Origin of the sequence: Lachnoclostridium sp. Marseille-P6806, assembly GCF_964238185.1 — a bacterium.
Lineage (GTDB): Bacteria > Bacillota > Clostridia > Lachnospirales > Lachnospiraceae > Brotaphodocola.
Window position 1 is genome coordinate 161,629 of the sequence record NZ_CAXSLG010000007.1, and the last position, 23,199, is coordinate 184,827.

The following is a 23,199-nucleotide window of genomic DNA, read 5'->3' on the forward strand; positions in this document are numbered from 1 at the left end:
CAACAGGAAGAGCAGGGACAGAATGAGAAGAACGGCAGACGGGCAGATAACGGTATTTTTTAGTCTGATCATGATGTGTATGTTTGCTTTTTTCTGCGTGATTCTGGAGTCTGCAAGGACAGCAGGAGCCCGCTTGTATCTGCAGACGGCAGCTTCATCAGCGATGGATTCTGTATTCAGTCAGTATCATCGAAAGCTTTGGGACACTTACCGGGTTCTGTTTGCAGAGTATGATACTCCGGAAGATATTACAGATGCCTTTGGCGGATTTATTCTTCCATATTTGGAAATGGAAAACTGGTATCCGATTCAGTATACAGGGGCGCAGACAGAGGAAATTATAAGAGCAACGGAAGGACAGGGGGCTTATTTTGAGAAAGAGGTTCTTGACTATATGAAGTTTGGAATCTGGCATATGGATTTTGATGTGGATACTGTTCAGAATCTGTGGGACAGTGCAAAGGAAGCAGCATCTGTAAAGAACATGGCAGAGAGCTATCGGGGACATGCCCGGGAGGCCCTGAAGCTGGAAAAAGCCCTGGAAGCAATCAGTGAAAATCTGGATGAACAGCAGAAGCTGAAAAATAGCGGAATGTCTGCATTAAACAGTTATGACGGAGCTGATTTTCGGAGGAATGCAGAGAAGATGATTGGAAAGCTGGAGCAGATACCCGGGCTGGTAAAGAGTTACCGGAGAAAGGCAGATGCTCTGGCCAAGGGAATGGAAATCAGCAGGGCAAAATATGAGAAGGAAAGCGGAGACTGCAGGGATGAGATCCAGGGACTTCTGGAGCAGGAAATCCAACAGTATGAATCTTACGTAAATGCCGACGGAGAAAGGCGGCAGGAGATAGAGTCTCTGGAACCCTGGTCAAAGCAAATGCTTGTGGAACTGAAGCAACTCATTGAGGAATCTTTTGAGGTAGAAGAAATTATTGATGAGTGGGAGGATGATGAGGAAGAGGGCGGTGAAGGTCCGGATTTAGATGCTTTGTGGTCACCGCTGGAGCACAGATTAGGCTCTCTTTCTATTCATAAGCTTTCCTTTGTTCATGGAGTAAAAGATAAGAAAAAGGAGGGCTGGCTGGAGCAGGTATCATCTATGTATCAGGAGGGATTTTTAGAACTGGTGGTTCCGGAAGGAAGAGAAGTTTCTAATAGGGCTTCTGGACTGGAAGATGTGCCATCACACCAGGATATGGAGCCGGATGCAGTTAGAACAGTGAATTTTTTAGATCATCTTTTGATTGATGAATACTGCGGAATGAATTTTGGAAATTTTCTGGAAGAGGAGGAGCAGAAAGAAGGCGAAACCGTTCTTGCCTATGAAATGGAATATTTTCTGGGAGGAAAGGAATCTGACCGTGAAAATCTTTCGGATGCAGTTCACAGACTCCTGGCTGTTCGGGAAGGGCTGAATTTGGTACACATTCTGACAGATTCTCAGAAAAGGACGGAGGCAAGAGGTTTGGCAATGGCCATTACAGGAGCAGGGGCTTTGACTCCACTTCTTATGATAACAACATTTTTTGTAATGTCTGTGTGGGCATTAGGAGAATCTCTGATGGATGTTCGGGGACTTTTGGCCGGAAAGAAAATTCCTCTGCTAAAAGCAAAAGCAGACTGGCAGCTGGAGCTGGAACAGCTTTTGTCAATGGGGAAGGAACGGATTGTTGGGGCCGGAGAATGTGATACAGGGCTCTCCTATTTGTCCTGGCTGAAAATACTTTTATTTATGAGTAATATTGTACTTCAGGAGTTTCGCATGATGGACCTGATTCAGATGAATCTGAGGCAGGGACAGGACAGCTTTCGAATGCGCCGCTGCGTTTATCAGATACGGATCCAGGGAGACTTTTATGGAAAGCATGTATTTTTTTCTCCTGGCTTTGTAGGAAATCTGACGGGCGGCTCTGATCTCGTATATCCGATGACGGTGTCTGTGGAGAGGAGATATTAAGGCGAAGACGGCAAACTGAAAAAATAAGAAGAAAGGAGGCGGACAGGAATGCCTTTTTCCATGGCAGCTGTGCAGAAGCATAATCGAAGTATTCTGCAGTTCTACAAAAAAATCCCTTATAAAAAAATGAAAAAAATCGTGACTCTCCAAGTACGAATCCTCGCTGTTTATTTACATGAATGTGTACACTGTCATGGCAGAAAGGCATTCCTGTCCGTCCCCGCCGGGATGACGCTGGAAGCTGCGCTTGTACTCCCGCTGTTTATTTTTGCGTCAGTCAGTCTGATTCTTCCAATGAAAATTATGAATACAGAGAGGAAAATACAGGCAGGTTTGGAGACAGCAGGAGAAGAATTAAGTCAGTATGCATACCTTCAGGATGTAATATTAAAGGGGGAAGAAGAACAGATTCCAGGAGCGGATAATTACGCGAAGGACTTCTGTAAAAATCTTGCAGGTGCTGCTGCCGGGATTTATGCACAGCTTCGGGTGCAGGATCATGTGGATACGAGGCAGGTGATTTTTATGAATGCCTTACAGTCCTCTGTACTGGAGGATGGAGAAATGCTGGATCTGGTTTTGAATTATCAGATACAGATGCCGTTTCCAGTTCTGGGGCTGGAGCATATCAGCCGTACTGCAAGGAGCCGCAGAAGAGCATGGATTGGAAGAGAGGGGCATGATGGAACGGCAGGGGGAGGAGAAAACGGGACCGATGAGGATGAGATTGTTTATGTAGGAAGAAACAGTACACGCTATCACAGAAGCCGTTCCTGTCACTATCTGGTAAATAATTTAAGCCCTGTAGCATTTTCGGAGATAGAAGGTTTGAGGAATAAAAGTGGAGGAAAATATTATGCCTGTAAGGTTTGCGGAGACGGTGCAGCAGCTGGTTCCACAGTTTATATTATGCCAGAAGGAAGCAGTTATCACAGAACGAAAAACTGCAGCGCCATTGTATCCTATGTGCGGGCAGTTAAGCTCAGAGAAGTGGCCCACCTTGGTCCCTGCTCTTATTGTGGAAAATAGAAGATAATTAAGAAAGAAAGGCGGGGGAGGAATGAAGCTGGAGACAGCAGTGCTTGCAGGTTTTACCGCTTTGGCAGCAGGACAGGATCTGCGAAAAAAGCAGGTCGATATCAATCTTTATCGGATATTTGGAATGATAGCCGGGGCAGTCTTGGTTTTTCGGATGTGGGAGAATCAAAATATAATGTGGGAGAAGGCTGCAGAAGGACTTTTTGGTTTTTTGCCGGGACTGGTGCTGCTGGGATTGGGAAAGGTCAGCAGAGGAAGCATAGGAGCCGGAGACGGATGCTATTTTCTGATCAGCGGTCTTTTGCTGGGATTCTGGAGAAATCTGGCAGTGCTGTTTTATGGAACCTTATGCTGCGGTCTGTTCTGTCTGGTATATTTTGTCTGGGGAAATTTTAAGAAGAAAGATAATCTGAGGAAACAGACAGTTCCATTTCTTCCTTTTGCTGCTGTGCCTGTTTTCTGGATGATCATAGGAGAAGCAGCAGGAGGATGGAAAGGGTGAAATGGGATGAGGAAGAAAGGACGCAGAGGAAAGCAGGAGACACGAGGGGCTCTGCCGGCTGCATATACAGTAGAGGCTGCCGGAGTTATGGCTGTTGTGCTTTTTACGATTATGACGCTGATTGGTCAGGCCTTTCGTATACAGGCGGAAACTCTTGGAAATTTTGGACTCCACCTACAGGTTGAAACAGAGCGGCACAAAATTGAAAACTCTGAAGAGTTTAAAATTATAGAGGTTGTAGAAGGAAATGGATGGAGTCTGGAAATTTCTGCTCCGGTATATCGGCCGGAAAAATTTCTGAGGATGTGGAGTCTGACGGAGGGATTGTCATGAAGATTAGTTATCGGAGAGAGATGAAGCATAACTATATGATTGTGGAACCGAAGGAGTCAGACTGGTGCAGCTATGAATGTCGGATGCTGGAAGTTAATGCAGTAGAAGGAATTTTAGAGTTTAAGCTGAATCAGACCGATGGGCAGCCAAGATTTTATTATGAAATTTCTTCTAAACAGCCGTTGGCACGGCTTTTAGAAAATCAGAAGCTCCGGGAAGTACAGCTGCGTCGTCTGATTCTTTCCCTAATTCAGGTACTTGACAGAATGGAACGGTATCTTCTTCCAGAGGGAAGTATTCTTCTGGATCCGGAGTATGTATATATTGAACCGGAAACTTTTTCTGTCTGGCTTTGCCTGATTCCTGGACGTAAAGCGCTATTTTCAGAGGATTTTGGAAAATTGCTTGAGTATTTGTTGGGAAAGGTGGATCACCAGGACAAAGACGGTGTCGTTCTTGCCTATGGACTGTTTCAAGAAAGCCGCAGAGAAAACTATGGAATGAGGGATATTTTGCGTCTGCTGGAACGAGGCGGACAAAATAATGAGGAATGCAGACTTGAGAAGCCGGATGAAAAGCGGATTCTGAAACGCAGCGAAGAACAATCAGAAACTGGGACTGCCGCAGCGGAAGGTGTTCCGAGTGTGCGGGAAGAAGGCAGCCAGGGGGAAAGAAATTATCTGGGCAGCCGAAAAACTCAAAATTCACGAGAGAAGCTGGAGCGGGCAAAATCAAAAACTATGTTTTGGGGGCTTTGGGAGGCAATAAGAGAACTTTGGGGTAAGTTGATTCAACTAAGGGAAGTACCTGGAAGAAAGAGACAGGCAGAACAGGAAAAAAGTCCGGTTCAGGTTTCCTGGGAGAATATGTTTGGTTCTGAGGAATATGAGGATTCGAAGGATGACGAAGACAGTGAGGGGATTTTAAAAGAAAATCGGCAAAAGACAGAAATACCAGCCTTTGATGGTACAAAAGAGCCGGAAGAAGGGCGGGATACGGTATTGCTGACAGATCTGGGAACAGAAGAAAGCAAAAATTTACACAGACTATGTTCTCTGGACGGAGAGTCTGAGGATATTGTTCTTTCATATTATCCATTTATAATCGGCAAACAGGAAAATCTGGTAGATTACATTTTGCAGAAAGAAACCGTAAGCAGGCTTCACCTTAAAATTGAACAGATAGAAGAGGAGTATTTCATCCAGGATTTAAACTCAACAAACGGTACCTCTGTGGCAGGCCGTATGCTGGAGAATAATGAGGCAGCACGGCTGCATCCGGGAGATGAGGTTTGTATTGCCCGATATCGATACCGATTTGAGTAAAAAGCCCGTTATAAAAGACAAAAATCGTGAAAAAAGCTGGAAAAAACAGGAAAGAGACAATAGAATACCTTAACAAACGGGGCGGACTATGCTAAAATAGCCGTGAAACAGATACATAAGGAAAAGAATTCATGGAAATGAAAAGAATGGAAAATTACGGACAAAGGCAGCAGAAGGCCTGGATAACAATGACTTTGATCGTATTGAATATCCTTTATTTTGTGTACCTGGAAGCGGTCGGTTCCAGTGAGGACGTTTTGTTTATGCTGGAACACGGAGCGATGTTTGGTCCTCTGGTTTTGGATGGTCATGAGTATTACCGGCTTTTGACTGCTGTATTTATGCATTTTGGAATTAATCATATTGTCAATAATATGCTGGTGCTGTTTGTGCTGGGAGATAATTTGGAAAGGGCGCTTGGAAAAATCAAGTATCTGCTTTTCTATTTATTATGTGGTGTGGGAGCGAATGCTGTGTCAATGCTTTTTGATATGGGGCAGCAGACCCATGCAGTCAGTGTAGGTGCATCAGGAGCTATTTTTGGCGTTATAGGCGGTTTGCTTTATGCAGTACTGGTAAACCGTGGAAGACTGGAGGATTTAAGCAGCAGTCAGTTAATTATTATGATTATATTTTCCCTGTATTTTGGTTTTACAAGTACGGGTGTCGATAACGTGGCTCATGTGGCCGGTCTGGTTATCGGAATTGTGCTGGCGATGTTGTTGTATCGAAAGCCGAAAGCACACTGTACTTCTGAATATTGGGAAATATAATAAACATTAAGAAAGGGGGGGATTGGGAATGAGAGATGAAAACTGTATTTTCTGTAAAATTGCGAATGGGGAGATTCCATCATCCACAGTTTATGAGGACGATGATTTTCGGGTTATTCTGGATTTGGGGCCTGCTTCAAAGGGGCACGCTCTGATTCTGCCCAAACAACATTACAAGGACATCTGTGAAGCAGACATGGCAGTGACGGGAAAGATTTTACCTCTGGCAGCAAAAATTGGCAGTGCCATGAAAAAAGGACTGGGAGCCAGTGGATTTAATGTAGTTCAGAACAATGGAACAAGCGCAGGACAGACAGTATTCCATCTGCATGTACATGTAATTCCGCGATATGAGAATGGTCCAGTCATGGTGGCATGGAATCCGGGGAAGGCTGAGAGCAGAGAGTTGGAAGAAACGGCAGGAATTTTAAAGAATGCGCTGGCAGAAGAGTTATTTACGGAGGAAAAATGAGAGAATATATAAAATCTCAGGATGAATGTTTCTACTCTATACACAGCCGTTATTATCCGCTGCTGCGTACAATAGCCCAAAGAAAAGGGATTCCTTATGATGAAATTGATGATGTGCTTCAGGATGCATTTCTGGCATTTTATGAGCATTATCCATTAACGTGGCCAGATTCCAAAATAAGGGCAACTTTGATTAAGACGCTGAAGAATTTGTGCATTGATTATTGGAGAAAGCGTGAAAATCGCAGTGTTGCCAGTATGGATCCGGCAGAGCTGCAGGTGATCAGATATGAACTGAGCATACTGTCAGGAAAGGATCTCAGCACAGTTATAGTTCAAAAAGAGCTATATAAAGATGTTATGAATGCATTGATGACAATGAAGAGGGACTGGGCTGTAGTATTCTTTTTGTATATCATCGAAGGAAGACCAATGGATGAGGTGAGTAGAATCCTCGGAGTTTCAGGGGCTGCGTGCAGAATGAGGCTGATGAGAGGAAGAAAGTACCTTCGGGAAAAATTGGAGAAGACTGAGGAAAACAGCCTGCACGAAGCGTCCGGGCATCTGAAAAAATTGCCTGAGGCTTCAGAGTGAGAAGCTTCAGGCAAATCTGCAAACAGATATCAGATATTATGAAGAAACAGAACGTACAAAACTATGCGGATGTTTCTGCATAAGAGGCAATCAGATTCATAACAATGTCTACAGCATCGGATAAGGTGCTCTGATTCATGGCACTTATGAATTCCTGACGGTGTTCATAAGTGTCATGAATAGTCTGATATAGGGTTTCGTCGGTCATCTGTTCTTCTTCTAGCACAGCAGAGAAGCCCTGCTTTTTAAAAGAGCGTGCATTGAGAATCTGATCGCCCCGGCTTGCTGCCGCAGACAAAGGAACCAGTATATTCGGCTTGCGAAGGGCAAGGATTTCACAGATGGAATTGGCGCCAGCGCGGGACAGGATTAAGTCAGCTGCAGCAAAAAGATGACGCAATGGGGCATCAACATATTCAAACTGTACATATCCTTTTTGGCTAATCAGGGAATCATCCAGATGCCCTTTCCCACAGATATGTATAACCTGATAGGTTTCCAGCAGCTTGGGAAGAATACTGCGTACAGCATTGTTGACAGCCACAGCGCCAAGGCTTCCGCCAATAACCAGGATAACAGGTTTTTCTGCGGACAGTCCGGCATACTGCAGTCCGGTCAGGCGATCGCCTTCCAGCAGTTCCCTCCGGATGGGGGAGCCGGTCAGGACGGCCTTTTCCTCGGGAAGGTAGGGAAGTGTTTCTGGAAAGTTACAGCATACCTTTGCAGCAGAGGGAATACAAATTTTATTAGCCAGTCCAGGAGTCATATCAGATTCGTGGATAATGGCCGGGATTTTAAAGTGCTTTGCGGCCAATACAACGGGGACGGAAACAAATCCGCCCTTGGAAAAAACTACATCCGGACGATATTTTTTCAGAAGACGACGTGCTTCAGCATAGCCTTTGATAACACGGAAGGGATCAGAAAAATTTTTTAAATCAAAGTAACGGCGAAGCTTGCCAGAGGAAATTCCATCATAAGGAATACCAGCACCTTCAATCAGCTTACGCTCAATACCGTTGTAGGAGCCGATATAATGAATTTCATAACCGCGTTCTTTCAGAGATGGAAGCAGCGCGAGATTAGGGGTAACATGTCCGGCAGTACCGCCGCCGGTCAAAACAATTTTTTTCATAAAAGTTGCCTCCTAAAATAGTCTTATTAGGGTATGGTTGCCCATAAGTGGTACTTTATTATTAATTATTATACTAACCGCAATGTTTAAAAAGTCAACCCCGAATCGAATGGAAAACAGGGAAAACAGCGGGTGCAGCAGAAAATCCATGAGTAAAGAGGATGGCCAGTGAGACAGAATAAACGAGCAGACAATTTGTATACGATAGAACAAAAGGCCCAGAAACTTTTCAGCAGCGATGAAGCCAGCCTGCTGGAGGAAATGGATGAGGCAGAACGCATCTGGGCAGAAGAGAAGATTCGGGATCCTAATGCAATTTCCAGCATGGAAACGGCTGCAGCGAATCACTATGAAAAACTGATAGAGCAGATTCGAATAAGAGGAATCAAACCGGTAACGGAAGAAGAATATGAGCGAAGAAGAAGAAAAGAGCTGGGAGAGGATGAAGATTCAAAACCGGTAATGAAAAAAATCGGATGGAAAATCAGGAAAAATTTGATCTTGAATAATCGTAAAAAATATAGTAAAACATATACGTAAGAAGTATTTAAAAGGTATGAAAATCAATAGACAGGAGGAGTTTATGATGCAGAAATATGTTTGCGGCCCCTGTGGCTATGTATACGATCCTGAGGTGGGTGATCCGGATAATGGAATTGCACCGGGAACAGCATTTGAAGATCTTCCCGAGGATTGGGTATGCCCGCTTTGCGGACTTGGAAAAGATGTATTTGAGCCAGAAGATTAAGCTCAGAGTTTGATTGATTTTATGAGGGAAAGAATGGTGCCGCTGGCTGAAAAGCAGACGAAAGGCAGCACCATTCTTTTTCTTTCATTGAAGACGTGCATGATGCGTCAGAGGAAATCACTTCTGATGCAGCTGTGTTTTGGTGGGGGAATGCGCCCGCAGGTCATATACTTTCTTATTTATGGACAGAGAAGAAGGAGATTTAAGCAATTATGTTAGGAATTATCGGGGCAATGGCAGATGAGGTTTCTCAGTTAAAGCAGGAAATGAGCAATGTAAAAATTGTACAGGCAGCAGGGATGGAATTTTACCAGGGAACCATTGGCGGAAAAGAGGCTGTGGTTGTAAGATCCGGTATTGGAAAAGTAAATGCGGCTATGTGTGTACAGATTCTGGCAGATCGGTTCCAGGTGGACGGAATTGTAAATACAGGAATTGCGGGTTCCCTGAGAGCAGAGATTAATATCGGAGATATGGTTCTTTCTACAGATGCAGTTCAGCATGATGTCGATGCGGTAGCATTCGGATATCCGGTTGGTCAGATTCCTCAGATGGATGTTTTTTCATTCGAGGCGGACGAAAAACTGAGAAAAATGGCTCTTGCCTGCAGCCAGAAAGTAAACCCGGATCTGGGAGTTTTTGAAGGCCGGATTGTGACTGGAGATCAGTTTATTTCTGATAAAGAAAAAAAGCAGTGGCTGACAGATACCTTCCAGGGATTCTGTACTGAGATGGAAGGAGCAGCTATTGCCCAGGCAGCATATTTAAACGGGATTCCGTTTCTGATTGTTCGGGCAATTTCCGACAAGGCAGATGACAGCGCATCTATGGATTACCCGGAATTTGAGCGTCAGGCTATTCTTCACAGCACCAGATTGACAAAAGCTCTTATTGAGGCATATTAAAATTGACAAAATTTTCCATGAAAGAATATTCAATATGAAGTTAAGAATCGAATTTTAGCAGAATTTGATGATCGATTCTAGGCTCCCTGAACTTTCCAAAAGTGATTTTGCCCGGTATAATGGGGATGTCATCAAGAAAGAAAGGGGAGCTGTTTTTATGTTACAATTACTGGAAACAGGAAAGGCACTGTATGTGCTGGCAGGAATCTGCGTACTCGGCATTATGACGAGAGCGATTACCAAACGCTTCTACAAAAGACTGATAAAAGAAAGTACAAATCTGGCGCTGACAAAAAATAAGAGCCTGAAGGAGCTGCGGCAGAAAGCAGAAAATACATATCGGATGAACCAGGGGATGTCTGACAGTGGAGCATGGCTGGAGCACCAGCTGTATGAAATGAAGATTATGGGCGTGAATCTGTCAGGCTGGAGTAACCTGTGTATGCAGTGGACCTGGCTTTGCCTTTTGGCAGGAGGTCTTGGAGCATTTCTTTCTTACTGGTATCGGCTGGATACTTTTTACATTGTTCTGTACGGAGGAGGCTCAGTCCTCTTGGCAATGCTCACCATGCTTTTTGATAACGGTGTGACAGGCGGCTGGAGAGAACAGCTGCAGGCAGCGCTTCAGGACTATCTGGAGAATGTGATGTATCCCAGAATGGCACGGAGTATGTCTGGAGAAGGCAGTCAGCGAGACAAAACGGCACAGGAGCGTTCCGGGCTGCGAGGGGTCAGAACGGTAGGAAAACGGGAAGGAAAACTGGTTCGAAGAACCCAGACTGCAGCAGACGCAGAACAGGAGGTTTCAGGCAGCAATGCATTTTCCGGAACGGCTTCAGAGCGAGCAGAGCTTGAAGGGCAGATGGAAGCAGCGGGAGCGCGGGAAGAGAAACTGTCTGGAGGCAGGAAGACAGAGACTGTGGCTGCAGAGAGTCTGACAGAGTCAAGGCGTGCTTTGTTTGGCGGGCTTCGTGGAAATGGGAAAAACAGAAGCAGCCAGAAGCTTTCTGAGGGAATCCATGGAGAATCGGGGACTTTAGACAGAGAAAGTAGAGTGTCGGAGCATGGAGGACGGAGTGATTCCAGAGTCAGAACGGGAATCCAGGCTGACAGCGAGGCAGATGGATTTGAAGGAAGAGGTGCAGGAGGAAAGGCAGCTGCAGGCGGCTATGGAAATAGCGGGACAGGAGAGCAGGGCGAAAATTCGGGACTGAAGACCATTCGCGATTTGGATTATCTGAGGAAGAGCCTGGAGCAGATTGCAGCCTGTCGTGAAAAAAGCCGTGCAGCCGATGAAAACTGGCTGAGGGATTTGAGACCAGAGGAGGTAGAGCTGATCGGAGATATTTTAAAGCAGTATTTGGTGTGAAATTGTGTCGCATTTTTGTGGAGAATATGGTATAATTAATTCAATAATGGTTCTCGGAAAGAGGCATTGTGGGAATTGGACCGGGGAACAGAAGAAAAGGAGAGAAAATTATGGGCAAGACTGTAACATTTGATTATTCCAAGGTTGCTGATTTTGTATCTGCAGAGGAATTGGCAAATTTTAAGAGTACTGTTATGGGGGCAAAAGAGACTCTGATCAGTAAGTCAGGAGCTGGAAATGATTTTGTCGGCTGGATTGATCTTCCGGTAGATTACGATAAGGAAGAGTTTGAACGAATCAAAGCAGCAGCAAAGAAGATTCAGAGCGATTCAGACGTACTTCTGGTTGTAGGAATCGGCGGTTCCTATCTGGGCGCCCGTGCAGCGATTGAATTTTTAAGCCACAGCTTCCACAATGTTTTGGATAAGAGCAAGAGAAAGGTTCCTGAGATCTATTTTGTAGGAAACAGCATCAGCAGCAAGTATATCCATGATTTAAAGGACGTACTGGAGGGAAAAGATTTCTCTATCAATATTATTTCCAAATCCGGAACAACCACAGAGCCGGCTATCGCATTCCGTGTATTTAAGGAAATGCTGATTGAAAAATATGGCCGCGAAGAAGCAAACAAGCGTATTTACGCAACCACAGACAAGGCAAGAGGAGCCCTGAAGAACCTGGCTAACGAAGAAGGCTATGAGTCCTTTGTAGTTCCGGATGATGTAGGCGGTCGTTTCTCCGTGCTGACAGCAGTAGGTCTTCTTCCCATCGCAGCAGCAGGTCTGGACATTGACAAGCTGATGGAGGGCGCTGCTTCCGGAAGAAAGAAAGCACTGGAAGATCCATATGAGTCTAACGGCGCTCTGCTGTATGCCGCAATCCGCAATATTCTTCTGAGAAAAGGTAAAAACGTAGAGATCGTAGCCAACTATGAGCCCAGCCTGCATTATGTATCTGAGTGGTGGAAGCAGCTGTTCGGAGAAAGTGAAGGCAAGGATCAGAAGGGTATTTTCCCGGCAGCAGTAGATCTGACCACAGATCTGCACTCTATGGGACAGTTTATTCAGGACGGCGCAAGAATTATGTTCGAGACTGTTATGAGTGTAGAAGAGTCTCCGGCAGAGATTCTGCTGAATAAAGAAGATGTTGATACAGACGGTATGAACTATCTGGCAGGAAAGAGCGTTGACTTTGTAAATAAGAGTGCTATGAACGGAACGATCCTTGCTCATACAGACGGCAACGTTCCGAACCTGATGGTTCGCATTCCGGAACAGAATGAATTCTATCTGGGCGAGCTGTTCTATTTCTTTGAGTTTGCCTGCGGTGTCAGCGGATATATTCTGGGTGTGAATCCGTTTAACCAGCCTGGAGTAGAAAGCTACAAGCGTAATATGTTCGCGCTGCTTGGCAAGCCGGGATATGAGGATGAGAGAGAAAAACTGCTGGCCAGACTGTAATTGAAAGCAGAAGCCTTTGTAAAAACAGCGGCAGTTAAAAAATGACCATAAACAGAATACAATAAAAGAGAAAGAGAGCAGGTGCTGCCCATTGGGGGCGGTATCTGCTCTCTGCAATTTGACCTGTGAAGAGTTTTCCAAAATGACCGTTTCAGAAAGGCGTTTTTCGGCATTTCTACTCCTCAAGTACCTGAATTTCCAGATAATCAAATTCAATTTCTTCAATAAAATTATCCTGGCTGAACCGTGTTTTATCGTGGCGTTTGAAGTCTGTAATATTGGAATCCAGCCAGATGGGTTTGCTCAAATCAAACTGACAGCAGATATCATCCAGAGACTGGAAGACCATCTGTGTGCGGGACATCCGATAATCTGTCATGCAGATGACAGTATCCTGAAGCATACGGTTGTTTTTCCAGATTTTTCCCCACATACGAAACATGAAAAGGCCTCCTTCGTTCTAAGTGATTTTCAGTATATCGGATTTTTATGTAAATGTAAATCCCTGGAGAAAAATACAGAAGTATAACCGGATTTTTATTGTCTTTTTCTGCGGCGGCAGTATAATGAAAAGAGTTCGTTCAAAAGCTGGTTAGGCAGGCACAGCAGACAGGGTTTTGAGAAAAAGAGAACGGTCAGGAGTGAATGATAATGGGAAAAAAGACAGTGGCAATGGATATGACACAGGGATCCATTACCCGGCAGTTAATCAGATATTCTGTGCCTCTGATTCTGGGTAATTTGTTTCAGTTGACTTACAATGCAGTAGATTCTATCATTGCAGGCCGGTTTATTGGAAAAGAGGCATTGGCGGCAGAGGGAATGGCTAGCCCGGTGATGAATCTTGTAATATTAGGTATTTCCGGAATCTGTATGGGGGCCGGTGTGCTGATGAGTGAATTTTTTGGGGCAAAACATCTGGAAAAGCTGAAAAGAGAAATGTCTACGGCAGTCCTGTTTGGCCTGTATTTTTCTTTGGCTGTGACAGGGATGGGAATCATCTTTACTCCGGCGCTTCTGAGATTGCTTCATGTGCCGGAGGAGCTGATGAAAATGACTGCGGTGTATTTAAGAATTATTTTTATTGGCGCGCCCTTTACTTATTTTTATAATGCACTGTCATCTGCGCTCAAAAGCGTAGGAGATTCGAAAACGCCGCTGAAATTTCTGATGTTTTCCTCGGTGCTTAATGGAGTGCTGGATTTGATCTTTATCGGAGGTCTGGGCTTTGGAATTGTGTGTTCGGCTGTTACCACAGTGGCGGCAGAGGCAGTATCTGCGGGCTTGTCTGTCTGGTATGTGTATCAGAAGATTCCTTTGCTCCGGCTGGAGAGAGGCGAATTTGTAATGGATCGGGGGCTGCTGAAAACGACGCTGCAGTATGGTTCCGTTACAGCGCTGCAGCAGTCCTGTCAGCCGGTTGGAAAGGTGCTGATTCAGGGGGCCGTCAATACCCTTGGAGTGGACGTGATTGCCGCCTACAATGCAGTAACCAGGATCGATGATTTTGCATGTCTTCCAGAACAGAGCATTTCTCATGGAATTACTACGTTTGTGGCCCAGAATCGGGGAGCGCAAAAGCCGGAGCGGATGAAAAAAGGCTTTGGCCGCGGGCTTTTGCTGGAGTTTGGATACTGGATTGGAATTTGTGCAGTGGTGCTTTTGATTCGAAATACGGTATTAAAGCTGTTTGTCACCGGAGAAAGCGCAGAGGCCATTGCAGTCATTGGCGGTCAGTATCTTGCAATTATGGCATTTTTTTATATTTTTCCCGCCTTTACCAATGGATTTCAGGGCTTTTACCGGGGCATGGGCATGATGAAAATGACCCTTCTGGGAACCTTTATTCAGACCAGTCTGCGGGTCATTTTCACATGGCTCCTCACGCCTTCTATGGGAATCAGCGGAGTAGCCTTTGCCTGCGCCGCCGGGTGGAGCGTTATGCTTCTTGTTGAGATCCCTTATTATTTTCATTTACAACGATCCCGTTGACCTCTACGCCTCCGTCAATGGCAATGACAAGGCACTGGCGTCCGTCGATTTCGCGGGTTTCTATCAGGTCAGCCCGTTCCGGGTTGATCTTTATAATTACATCTGGTGTTTTTACTTCAAGAGCCCGGGTATTTACGACATTTCCGGCAAAAATAGAAGCACCTGGTCCTGCGGTTTCATCAAAGGTTTCGTCAAAGTGGGAAAGCTGCTCTTCCTCGACTCCGCTTTGCTCCAGCAGGGACTTAACCTGATACTTATCCAGTATCAGAGGCTCCGGCTGATCCTTGTGCTCCTCCAGCATTTCACTAAGATTTTCGTGAATGCTTTTAACCGTTTCGTAGTCACAGGCATCTCCCAGGGTTTCCTCAATAATTGCCTGGAAGGATTCCTTCTGAAACTGGGCAGGCAGAGGAAGGGGGCAGCCTAACAGCTGTTCCATAAAGGAATCATGAAGGTCATTGACATTTTTGGAGTAATACAGGGCTCCGTGGAGATCCGTGGAGCGGTCATTGAAGGCCGGGAAAAGGAAGCCAAGCTCCGGCTTTCCCACCACCCAGTCGCGGACCCGATTCTGGAAAAGGTTTTCCAGCTCATTGTAGCTTAATCCTGGCTTTGACAGATCAACGGGGCAGATGCTGCAGAGAATGTAGCTGTAGACTTCATCAGAGGCATCATCCATTTCCAGTCCGTCTGAGGTTTTTCCGGGAATATCATAAGCATCGTGAATCAGCAGGATCAGATAATTGCCTACATATTCATAGGTTTCTATAATCCGATCATAAAAAGCTTCCAGAAGAGCCTCGTCCTGAAGCCGGCTGTTTCTCAGCTTCAGAAGAAATTCGTGGGGGCCTCCTTCTTTTTCTGCTTCCAGAGGAAACTCCAGATTCATGAGATTTTTTCCCAGAGTGCCGGAAAGATTTTTCCGAAGAATTTCAAAGTATTTAAACATATCTTCTTCCGGAAGGGAAAGAAAGGCTTCTTTGAACAGGGCTTTTTTATTTTTTTCTCCGTCCACATAACAGCCGCAGATACGGGTAATGGAACAGTTGGAGGGGGTAAACTGACGTTTGATTTCTGAAATTTCTTTTTTTGTCATAGCTGCTGTCTCCTTGTTTTTATATGTCACTTCAAGTGCTGTCATATAGGAATTGTAAAATGTTTCTGATCAATCTTTTTCATTTTATAATAAAAACAGGAAAAAAACAATGGAGGAACTGCCTGAGAAAGTGCGCTTTCATCCTCCCTGTGGCCGCCTCTTCCTGCTGCCAAGCATTTTCCCGCTGTAGACGAAAAGGGCTTCCTATGATATAATTATAAGTCAGATGGCTGTTTTTAGGATACTGGGAATTCGGTAAGGAGAACGGTTATGAAAGAGAATATGAAAGTACGAGGACAGTTGAAGTGGTATCTGGCCTGGCCGCTGCTTCTATCGCTGTTTCTGATGTTTGCCAATGTGGCAGTACTTCTTGTAAGCTGGCAGGCGGCATGTATGATGCTGCCGTTTACTATCACATATATTGCGATGTCTGCCTGGCTGAGAGTTTACAGCCGCAAGCGGGTACTGGGCGGTCTGGTGGAGTTTTCCGCCGAATATGCCTGGATTCAGAAGCAGCTGCTGACAGAGATGGCGCTTCCCTATGCCCTGGCAGATGATGATGGAAGAATTGTCTGGATGAATCAGGCCTTTCAGGAAATCATTGCCCTGGAAAAAGGCACAAGAAAAAATCTGCTTTCACTGTTTCCAGAGGTAACAAAGACAGATCTTGCTGTGGATAATGAAACAGCGCAGGTACATACTTCTTTTGGGGAGTATAAGTTCCGTCTGGATCTGCAGCCCATATTTGTAAGCGGAACAGAGGAGGAGGATATTGAGGCTCTGGTCAGCCGCCAGAAGCTGCTGGCTGTATATCTGTTTGACGAGACAGAGATTCTTCGTTATCGTCAGGAGATTACAGATGAGCGTATGGTGGCGGGACTGATTTATCTGGATAACTATGATGAGGCGCTGGAAAGTGTGGAGGAGGTTCGCCGCTCTCTGTTGACGGCTTTGATTGATCGGAAAATCAATAAGGCTATTGGTTCCATTGAGGGTGTGGTGAAGAAACTGGAAAAGGATAAGTATTTCTTTACCATCAAGCAGAAGTATATGGAACAGCTGGAGGAGGAGCGCTTCTCCATTCTGGAAGAGGTAAAGGCGGTTAATATTGGAAATGAGATGGCCGTGACCTTAAGTATCGGAATCGGTATGGGCGGAGACAGCTACAGCCAGAATTATGATTTTGCCCGGGCTGCCATTGATATGGCTTTGGGACGGGGCGGTGATCAGGCGGTAGTGAAAGATGGAAGCCGGATTCAGTATTATGGCGGAAAATCTCAGCAGCTGGAAAAGGCAACCCGCGTTAAGGCCCGTGTCAAGGCCCATGCACTTCGGGAACTGGTGGAAACGAAGGATCGCCTGCTGATTATGGGACACCAGATGAGCGATATTGATTCTTTTGGCGCAGCCATCGGTATTTACCGGATAGCTGTGGCATTGAATAAAAAAGCCCACATTGTAATTAACCAGGTAACCTCGTCCGTACAGCCTATGATGGATCGCTTTTTGGATAATCCGGAATATCCGGAGGATCTGTTCCTGAAAGGGCCTCAGGCTGCGGAGCTGGTAGATAACAATACCATGCTGGTGGTAGTCGATGTGAACCGCCCCAGTATTACGGATGCACCGGAGCTTTTAAAAATGGTAAAGACGATTGTTGTTCTGGATCACCATCGCCAGAGCAGTGAGGTGATTACCAACGCAGTGCTTTCCTACGTGGAGCCCTATGCATCCTCTACCTGTGAAATGGTTGCAGAGGTGCTTCAGTACATTGCAGACGGAATCCGGATTAAGCCGGCAGAGGCAGATACCATGTATGCGGGAATTGTAATTGACACCAACAATTTCACCAATCAGACCGGGGTGCGGACATTTGAAGCGGCAGCTTATCTGCGGCGCAGCGGAGCTGACGTAACAAGGGTGAGGAAGCTGTTCCGGGACGATATGGCAGATTATAAGGCGAAAGCATACACCATTACTTCGGCAGAGGTTTACCGTGACAGCTTTTCCATTGGTGTATGTCCGGCAGAAGGGCTTCACAGTCCCACGATTGTTGGCGCACAGGCGGCTAATGAGCTGTTGGAAATTAAGGGAATCAAGGCCTCTGTAGTTCTGACAGAATATCAGAATACCATTTATGTCAGCGCCAGATCCATTGACGAAGTAAATGTTCAGGTTATGATGGAGCAGCTGGGGGGCGGCGGCCACCGAACGATTGCAGGTGCCCAGCTGAAGGATGGAACCATTGAAGACGCAAAACGCCGCGTAAAAGAAGTAATTGATCAAATGCTGCAGAAGGGAGATATATCATAATGGAAATCGTATTATTAGAGGATGTAAAGGCTCTGGGAAAAAAGGGCCAGATTGTAAAGGTAAATGACGGCTATGCAAGAAACTTTATTCTGCCCAAAAAGCTGGGCGTGGAGGCTACTGCCAAGAATCTAAATGATTTAAAGCTGCAGAAAGCCAATGCTGCCAAGGTTGCAGCAGAACAGCTGGCCGCAGCGAAGGAGCTGGCAGAAAAGATTGAGAGCGGTCAGGTTGTGCTGAAGATGAAAGCAGGCGAAGGCGGAAAAGCATTTGGCTCTGTATCTGGAAAGGAAATTGCCGCTGCGGCATCAGAGCAGCTGGGTCTGGATATCGATAAGAAGAAGCTGGTTCTGCCGGATCCGATTAAAACCTTTGGAAACCATGAGGTGCCGGTAAAGCTGCATAAAGATGTAACAGCAAAACTGACTGTAAAGGTGACAGAAGCGTAAGAGACAATGGCTGCCAGTAAAAAGGGCAGCCATTTTGTTCTATGGAAAGTAAAAAAGACAGGAGACGAGCAAAATCATGGATGAAGCTTTGATGAAACGGGTACTTCCCCACAGTATAGAGGCAGAGCAGTCTGTTATTGGTTCCATGCTGATGGACAAGGAAGCGATAATTGCGGCCTCTGAGATTGTAACTGCCAGGGATTTTTATCAGCAGCAGTATGGAATTATGTTTGAAACCATGGTAGAGCTGTTTAACGAGGGAAAACCAGTGGATCTGGTCACTCTTCAGGATCGTCTGAAGGAGAAGGACGTTCCTCCGGAGGTGAGCAGCCTTGATTTTGTCCGGGATATTATTACCACAGTTCCCACATCAGCCAATGTAAAATCCTATGCAAATATTGTTCGGGAAAAGGCAGTTCTGCGGAGGTTGATTAAAGTAAACGAAGAAATTGCCAATACCTGCTATGCGGGAAAAGAGCCTCTGGAGCAGATTCTGGCATCAACGGAAAAATCCGTATTTGATTTGCTTCAGAGCCGCAGCTCCGGCGAATTTGTTCCTATCAGGCAGGTGGCCTTAAATGTACTGGAAAAAATAGAAGCTGCCTCGAAAACCCAGGGAACGGTAACGGGTATTCCTACAGGATTTATTGATCTGGATTATAAAACCTCAGGCATGCAGCCTTCGGATTTTGTTCTGATTGCGGCTCGCCCTTCAATGGGAAAAACAGCATTTGTCCTGAATCTGGTTGATCATGTGGCTGTGCGCAAGGGGCTGCCCTGTATGATATTCAGCCTGGAGATGTCTAAGGAACAGCTGGTAAACCGTATGCTGGCTATGGAGTCTAATGTAGATTCTCAGAAGCTGAGAACTGGAAACCTGACAGATTCAGACTGGGATGCTATTGTGGAAGGAATCGGTGTGATTGGAAATTCCAAGCTGGTCATTGACGATACGCCGGGTATTTCGATTACAGAGCTGCGATCCAAATGCAGGAAAATGAAGCTTGAGCAGGGGCTCAGCATGATTATTATCGACTATCTTCAGCTGATGTCCGGAAGCGGCGGAAAAAGCAGCGAAAGCCGTCAGCAGGAGATTTCGGAGATTTCCCGTTCCTTAAAAGCCCTGGCCAGAGAGATGAATGCACCTGTGGTGGCCCTGTCCCAGCTGAGCCGTGCCTGTGAGACGAGAACAGACCATCGGCCCATGCTGTCGGATTTGCGTGAGTCAGGGGCTATTGAGCAGGACGCAGACGTAGTAATGTTTCTTTACCGTGATGATTACTATAACAAGGATACGGATATGCCTAACATTGCAGAGGTAATTATTGCAAAACAGCGTAACGGCCCTATTGGAACCGTGAATCTGCTGTGGCAGCCGGAATTTACAAAATTTGTGAATTTGGAAAAGTAAGAATATTTGAGAAACCTTTCCTGTGGAAAAATCAGACTTCTTTAGGGAAGGTTTCTCGAATGATTTTTTCCATTGCCTTTACAGCATTGGATTGATAGGTTGCATAAGGGTGAGCAAGTGCCAATTCCAAAAACACACCTTTCTGGCCAATAGAAAAGTAACTGGCATGGGGGTATTCCTCAATACAGGACTGATAAGTAAAGGCCAGTCCCAGGCCGGCTCTTGCCATAGCCGCAGCCAGATCAGCAGTAATATTCGTATTTGCAGCCCGGAATTTGATTCCGGCTTTTTTAAATTCCTGACGGCTGATATTCCCCAGCATGGTATCATAGGGACTGAGAATAAATTCATAGGATTCTGCATCTTTTAAATCCAGCCAAAAGCCGTGTCCGTTGTCCTTGGGATGAGCATATTTTTGAATGGGGTGATCAGAGTCAGCTACAATGAGAATTTCATCTTTTTTAAATATTTCTACTTCGTGAGTTAAACGGGACAATGGAAGCGCAATAATAGCCAGATCAATGGTTCCATCAATGAGTTTTTCTTCTAACGCCTTGCTGTTGGCTTCTATAATTTCTACATTTACATTTGGGTAAAGGGCATAAAATCGTTTCAAAATTTTGGGAATCATATATTTTCCGCGGAAAGAACTGATTCCAAGAATAATACTTCCACTTTTTAACTGGGCCATGTCGTCCAGTTTATTTTGAATTAACCGATAATGTCCAAGGATAATGCGGGCATTATCAATAAACATAGAGCCAGCAGCAGTTGGGCGGATACCTTTTGAGGTTCTTACAAACAACGAAATACCTAATTCTGTTTCATATTGAAGAAGGAACTGGCTTAAACTGGATTGGGCCATATAAAGACGTTCTGCTGCCCTGGAGATACTTCCCTCATCAGCCAGCGCAACAATATATTTTAACTCTTTTAACTGCATTGGTTTTTCCTCTTTTTGGTAATAATAGAACCATAAGTTACTATATCGGATTTTCCGATATAGTATATAAGTTATTTTCGGTTTCATCAATATATCTTTTATTATATGCTTAGATCATAAAAATTACAACAATTTCACTAAAAAGGAGGAGAGCGAATGGGAAAAATTTCTTTAAAAGGGGTTATTGATATGCATGTGCATTCAAATCCAGATATCCGCCATCGCGCTTATGACGATTTTGAGCTAATGGAAGCTGCAATCCGGGTGGGGGCCAGGGCGATTGTTATTAAAACGCATCAGGGGACAACGGTAGATCGCGCCTACCTATGCAATCGTCATAATGAAATCATACATCATGGTGATAATGATTTTACGATGTTTGGAAGTGTCACCTTAAATCGTCAAATGGGAGGACTGAATGCAGCAGCAGTAGAAAGCGGACTGAAGCTTGGTGCTAAGGTGATCTGGCTTCCAACCCAATCAGCCAGAAATAATCTGGAAAAGCAAAAGGGGGATTTGTCAAAAGCGGTTGAGGTTATTAGAGACGGTAAAATCGTTCCTGAGCTGCAGGATATATTTCAGCTGATAAAGGATTTTGATGTGGTATTGGGAACAGGACATCTTTCTCCAGAGGAAATTTTCAGGGTTGTAGAGGCCGCAAGAAATGCAGGTGTGAGAAAAATTGTTGTGACTCATCCAGAGTGGTGGATGGTTGGGATGAGTTTAGAAGATCAGGTGAGACTTGTACAGGATTATGACATTATTCTGGAACATTGTTTCGCACAGCCTATGGGAGGAGGAAAATATAAGAGTAATCTTCCTTTGAATTTGGAGGCGATTCAGGCTTGTGGTTATAAGAATGTTATGGTGAGCACAGATGGAGGACAGGTAGAAAATCCTTTCTGGGAAGCTGCACTGGAGCAATATATACAATATCTGGCAGATCATGGAATTTCTGAAGAACAGATTTTTTATATGACTCATGAGATTCAGACAAGACTTCTAAATTTATAGTATTCAGGAGGTAGGGATATGATCAGTTTATTTATTGTAGCGGCGATTGCTTTGTCAGTTGCAATTGGGTATAAAACAAAATATAACACAGGTCTTTTTGCAATAGTATTTGCATATGTAATCGGCTGCTTTGTTATGATGATGAAACCGAAGGAAGTAATCAGCGGGTGGCCAGTGAGTACGATGTTTGTTATTATGGCTGTGTCATTGTTCTATAATTTTGCTCTGGTAAACGGAACTCTGGAAAAGGCAGCCCGATATCTTCTTTATTTTTGCAGGCGTTTTCCTGGACTTCTTCCCTTTGCTCTTTATGCGGCAAGTGCCGGAATTGCCATGCTGGGAGCGGGGTTTTTTACTGTGATGGCATTCATGGTGCCGATTACACTTCTCATTTGTAAGGAAGCAAAAATGGACCCGCTGACCGGCGCAGCTGCAGTTAATTGCGGGGCATTATCAGGTGCCAATTTTATGACCAGTGGAAGCGGGATTATTTTCCGAGGCTTGATGGAGGAAAGCGGTCATGGAGATATGGCATTTTCTTCAACAGCAGTCATTTTTATTGCCAGTGTAGTGTTTTCGCTTCTTTTGATTGCTGGATTTCGCTATATTCCCAAAGTGAACCGTCATATTGGGAAAGGGGTATCCTTTGAAAAACCGGATCCATTCACAAAGAAACAGAAGCAGAATCTGTATCTGATGCTGATCATGATTATAATTGTACTGCTGTTTCCTGTATTAAATGTAATTGTGCCAGAAAATGAGGCAATAGCATTTATTAACAGTAAGCTTGATGTGGGTCTGGTAGCAATTGTATTTTCTGTGATTGCTCTGTTTTTGGATCTGGCTCCGCAGAAGGAGGTAATTGCCCGAATTCCATGGAATACGATTCTTATGATATGTGGAGTAGGAATGCTGATTCAGGTTGCAGTAAAGGCGGGAACTTTGGATCAGATGGCAGCATGGGCCGGAAGCAGCCTTCCTGCTTGGATCATTCCAGTTGCATTTAGTTTGATCGGGGCAATTATGAGCTTTTTTTCCAGTACATTGGGCGTTGTTTGCCCTGCATTGTTTCCGCTTGTGCCAGGACTTTCCGAAGCAGCTGGTCTAAATCCGTTGATTTTGTACACCTGTATTGTTGTAGGAGCCCAGAGCTCGGCTATTTCTCCGTTTTCATCTGGAGGAAGTCTGGTCATGGGTGCATGTTCAACAGAAGAGGAACGCAATCGTATGTTTCCACGTCTGCTGTTTTTGGCAGTTCCTGTCAGTGTAGCTTCTGCAACGGTATTTAATTTTGTGTTATCCATAATTCTTTAAGGTTAGTTTTTATGGTTAATCATAAATCTCAACCACTCCTCATAAACTATAAGTAGG

General features: G+C 44.9%; 23 protein-coding genes. 19 read left to right on the forward strand and 4 right to left on the reverse strand.

Going from position 1 to position 23,199, the window contains the following annotated elements; genetic code table 11:
- Positions 1 to 22 precede the first annotated feature (22 nt).
- The 8 genes from ACESON_RS10675 to ACESON_RS10710 all read left to right on the forward strand — a co-directional run bounded on the left by ACESON_RS10675 (position 23) and on the right by ACESON_RS10710 (position 6,996).
- Positions 23 to 1,960 carry a DUF5702 domain-containing protein gene (locus ACESON_RS10675; protein ID WP_373109761.1) on the forward strand — a complete coding sequence of 646 codons (1,938 nt, stop codon included), beginning with the start codon at positions 23 to 25 and terminating at the stop codon, positions 1,958 to 1,960.
- 48 nt (positions 1,961 to 2,008) lie between these two features.
- Complete coding sequence (locus tag ACESON_RS10680) at positions 2,009 to 2,989, forward strand: hypothetical protein (protein WP_373109763.1); 981 nt, start codon at positions 2,009 to 2,011, stop codon at positions 2,987 to 2,989.
- 31 nt (positions 2,990 to 3,020) lie between these two features.
- Entirely contained in the window at positions 3,021 to 3,500 is a 480-nt protein-coding gene (locus tag ACESON_RS10685; protein ID WP_373109764.1) for a pilus assembly protein CpaA, read from the forward strand.
- Between the two features lie 6 nt (positions 3,501 to 3,506).
- The gene (locus ACESON_RS10690) at positions 3,507 to 3,833 is read left to right on the forward strand and encodes a hypothetical protein (protein WP_373109765.1); all 327 of its coding nucleotides are present in this window, start codon (positions 3,507 to 3,509) and stop codon (positions 3,831 to 3,833) included.
- Complete coding sequence (locus ACESON_RS10695; protein ID WP_373109767.1) at positions 3,830 to 5,158, forward strand: DUF6382 domain-containing protein; 1,329 nt, start codon at positions 3,830 to 3,832, stop codon at positions 5,156 to 5,158. The genes ACESON_RS10690 and ACESON_RS10695 overlap by 4 nt, the downstream gene beginning before the upstream one ends.
- 137 nt (positions 5,159 to 5,295) lie before the next feature.
- Positions 5,296 to 5,931: a rhomboid family intramembrane serine protease gene (locus tag ACESON_RS10700; protein ID WP_373109832.1), complete on the forward strand. Its 636-nt coding sequence runs from the start codon at positions 5,296 to 5,298 to the stop codon at positions 5,929 to 5,931.
- Positions 5,932 to 5,959: 28 nt separating this feature from the next.
- Complete coding sequence (locus ACESON_RS10705) at positions 5,960 to 6,403, forward strand: HIT family protein (protein ID WP_373109768.1); 444 nt, start codon at positions 5,960 to 5,962, stop codon at positions 6,401 to 6,403.
- Positions 6,400 to 6,996 (forward strand): RNA polymerase sigma factor, encoded by a 597-nt coding sequence (locus ACESON_RS10710; protein ID WP_373109770.1) that lies wholly within the window; start codon positions 6,400 to 6,402, stop codon positions 6,994 to 6,996. Before ACESON_RS10705 ends, ACESON_RS10710 begins: the two co-directional genes overlap by 4 nt.
- Before the next feature lie 61 nt (positions 6,997 to 7,057).
- On the opposite strand, the gene ACESON_RS10715 is transcribed toward ACESON_RS10710, so the two are convergent.
- Entirely contained in the window at positions 7,058 to 8,131 is a 1,074-nt protein-coding gene (locus tag ACESON_RS10715; protein ID WP_177959793.1) for an undecaprenyldiphospho-muramoylpentapeptide beta-N-acetylglucosaminyltransferase, read from the reverse strand.
- A gap of 168 nt (positions 8,132 to 8,299) precedes the next feature.
- Here ACESON_RS10715 and ACESON_RS10720 point away from each other — a divergent pair, with 168 nt between their 5' ends.
- From ACESON_RS10720 to ACESON_RS10740, 5 genes are all read left to right on the forward strand, one after another.
- Positions 8,300 to 8,671, forward strand: a complete 372-nt coding sequence (locus ACESON_RS10720; RefSeq protein ID WP_177959792.1) for a hypothetical protein — start codon at positions 8,300 to 8,302, stop codon at positions 8,669 to 8,671.
- A gap of 46 nt (positions 8,672 to 8,717) precedes the next feature.
- On the forward strand, positions 8,718 to 8,879 hold the full coding sequence (gene rd / locus ACESON_RS10725; protein ID WP_177959815.1) for a rubredoxin: 162 nt from the start codon (positions 8,718 to 8,720) through the stop codon (positions 8,877 to 8,879).
- A 212-nt stretch (positions 8,880 to 9,091) separates the two neighbouring features.
- Positions 9,092 to 9,784: a 5'-methylthioadenosine/adenosylhomocysteine nucleosidase gene (locus ACESON_RS10730; RefSeq protein ID WP_373109772.1), complete on the forward strand. Its 693-nt coding sequence runs from the start codon at positions 9,092 to 9,094 to the stop codon at positions 9,782 to 9,784.
- A 157-nt stretch (positions 9,785 to 9,941) separates the two neighbouring features.
- A complete protein-coding gene (locus ACESON_RS10735) occupies positions 9,942 to 11,153 on the forward strand; it encodes a hypothetical protein (protein ID WP_177960038.1) in 1,212 nt (403 codons plus the stop codon).
- Positions 11,154 to 11,263: 110 nt separating this feature from the next.
- The gene (locus tag ACESON_RS10740; RefSeq protein WP_177960037.1) at positions 11,264 to 12,613 is read left to right on the forward strand and encodes a glucose-6-phosphate isomerase; all 1,350 of its coding nucleotides are present in this window, start codon (positions 11,264 to 11,266) and stop codon (positions 12,611 to 12,613) included.
- 175 nt (positions 12,614 to 12,788) lie between these two features.
- Here ACESON_RS10740 and ACESON_RS10745 read toward each other — a convergent pair whose 3' ends face one another.
- Positions 12,789 to 13,055, reverse strand: a complete 267-nt coding sequence (locus tag ACESON_RS10745) for a hypothetical protein (RefSeq protein WP_373109774.1) — start codon at positions 13,053 to 13,055, stop codon at positions 12,789 to 12,791.
- A gap of 209 nt (positions 13,056 to 13,264) precedes the next feature.
- Here ACESON_RS10745 and ACESON_RS10750 point away from each other — a divergent pair, with 209 nt between their 5' ends.
- Entirely contained in the window at positions 13,265 to 14,605 is a 1,341-nt protein-coding gene (locus ACESON_RS10750) for an MATE family efflux transporter (RefSeq protein WP_373109776.1), read from the forward strand.
- Here the strand turns inward: ACESON_RS10750 and ACESON_RS10755 are convergent.
- Positions 14,553 to 15,701: a DUF4317 domain-containing protein gene (locus ACESON_RS10755; protein WP_373109778.1), complete on the reverse strand. Its 1,149-nt coding sequence runs from the start codon at positions 15,699 to 15,701 to the stop codon at positions 14,553 to 14,555. The genes ACESON_RS10750 and ACESON_RS10755 overlap by 53 nt on opposite strands.
- A 270-nt stretch (positions 15,702 to 15,971) precedes the next feature.
- On the opposite strand from ACESON_RS10755, the gene ACESON_RS10760 reads away from it, so the two are divergent.
- The 3 genes from ACESON_RS10760 to dnaB all read left to right on the forward strand — a co-directional run bounded on the left by ACESON_RS10760 (position 15,972) and on the right by dnaB (position 19,871).
- Positions 15,972 to 18,014 carry a DHH family phosphoesterase gene (locus ACESON_RS10760; RefSeq protein ID WP_177960034.1) on the forward strand — a complete coding sequence of 681 codons (2,043 nt, stop codon included), beginning with the start codon at positions 15,972 to 15,974 and terminating at the stop codon, positions 18,012 to 18,014.
- Positions 18,014 to 18,460, forward strand: coding sequence for a 50S ribosomal protein L9 (rplI, locus tag ACESON_RS10765; RefSeq protein WP_177960033.1), 447 nt, complete (start codon positions 18,014 to 18,016; stop codon positions 18,458 to 18,460). Before ACESON_RS10760 ends, rplI begins: the two co-directional genes overlap by 1 nt.
- Before the next feature lie 76 nt (positions 18,461 to 18,536).
- Positions 18,537 to 19,871, forward strand: coding sequence for a replicative DNA helicase (dnaB, locus tag ACESON_RS10770; protein ID WP_177990217.1), 1,335 nt, complete (start codon positions 18,537 to 18,539; stop codon positions 19,869 to 19,871).
- Between the two features lie 31 nt (positions 19,872 to 19,902).
- On the opposite strand, the gene ACESON_RS10775 is transcribed toward dnaB, so the two are convergent.
- The gene (locus tag ACESON_RS10775; RefSeq protein ID WP_373109781.1) at positions 19,903 to 20,814 is read right to left on the reverse strand and encodes a LysR substrate-binding domain-containing protein; all 912 of its coding nucleotides are present in this window, start codon (positions 20,812 to 20,814) and stop codon (positions 19,903 to 19,905) included.
- 156 nt (positions 20,815 to 20,970) lie between these two features.
- Here ACESON_RS10775 and ACESON_RS10780 point away from each other — a divergent pair, with 156 nt between their 5' ends.
- Together ACESON_RS10780 and ACESON_RS10785 are read left to right on the forward strand one after the other, a co-directional pair.
- On the forward strand, positions 20,971 to 21,828 hold the full coding sequence (locus ACESON_RS10780; protein ID WP_177960030.1) for a DUF6282 family protein: 858 nt from the start codon (positions 20,971 to 20,973) through the stop codon (positions 21,826 to 21,828).
- An 18-nt stretch (positions 21,829 to 21,846) separates the two neighbouring features.
- Positions 21,847 to 23,142, forward strand: a complete 1,296-nt coding sequence (locus tag ACESON_RS10785) for an SLC13 family permease (RefSeq protein WP_373109783.1) — start codon at positions 21,847 to 21,849, stop codon at positions 23,140 to 23,142.
- Positions 23,143 to 23,199 lie beyond the last annotated feature (57 nt).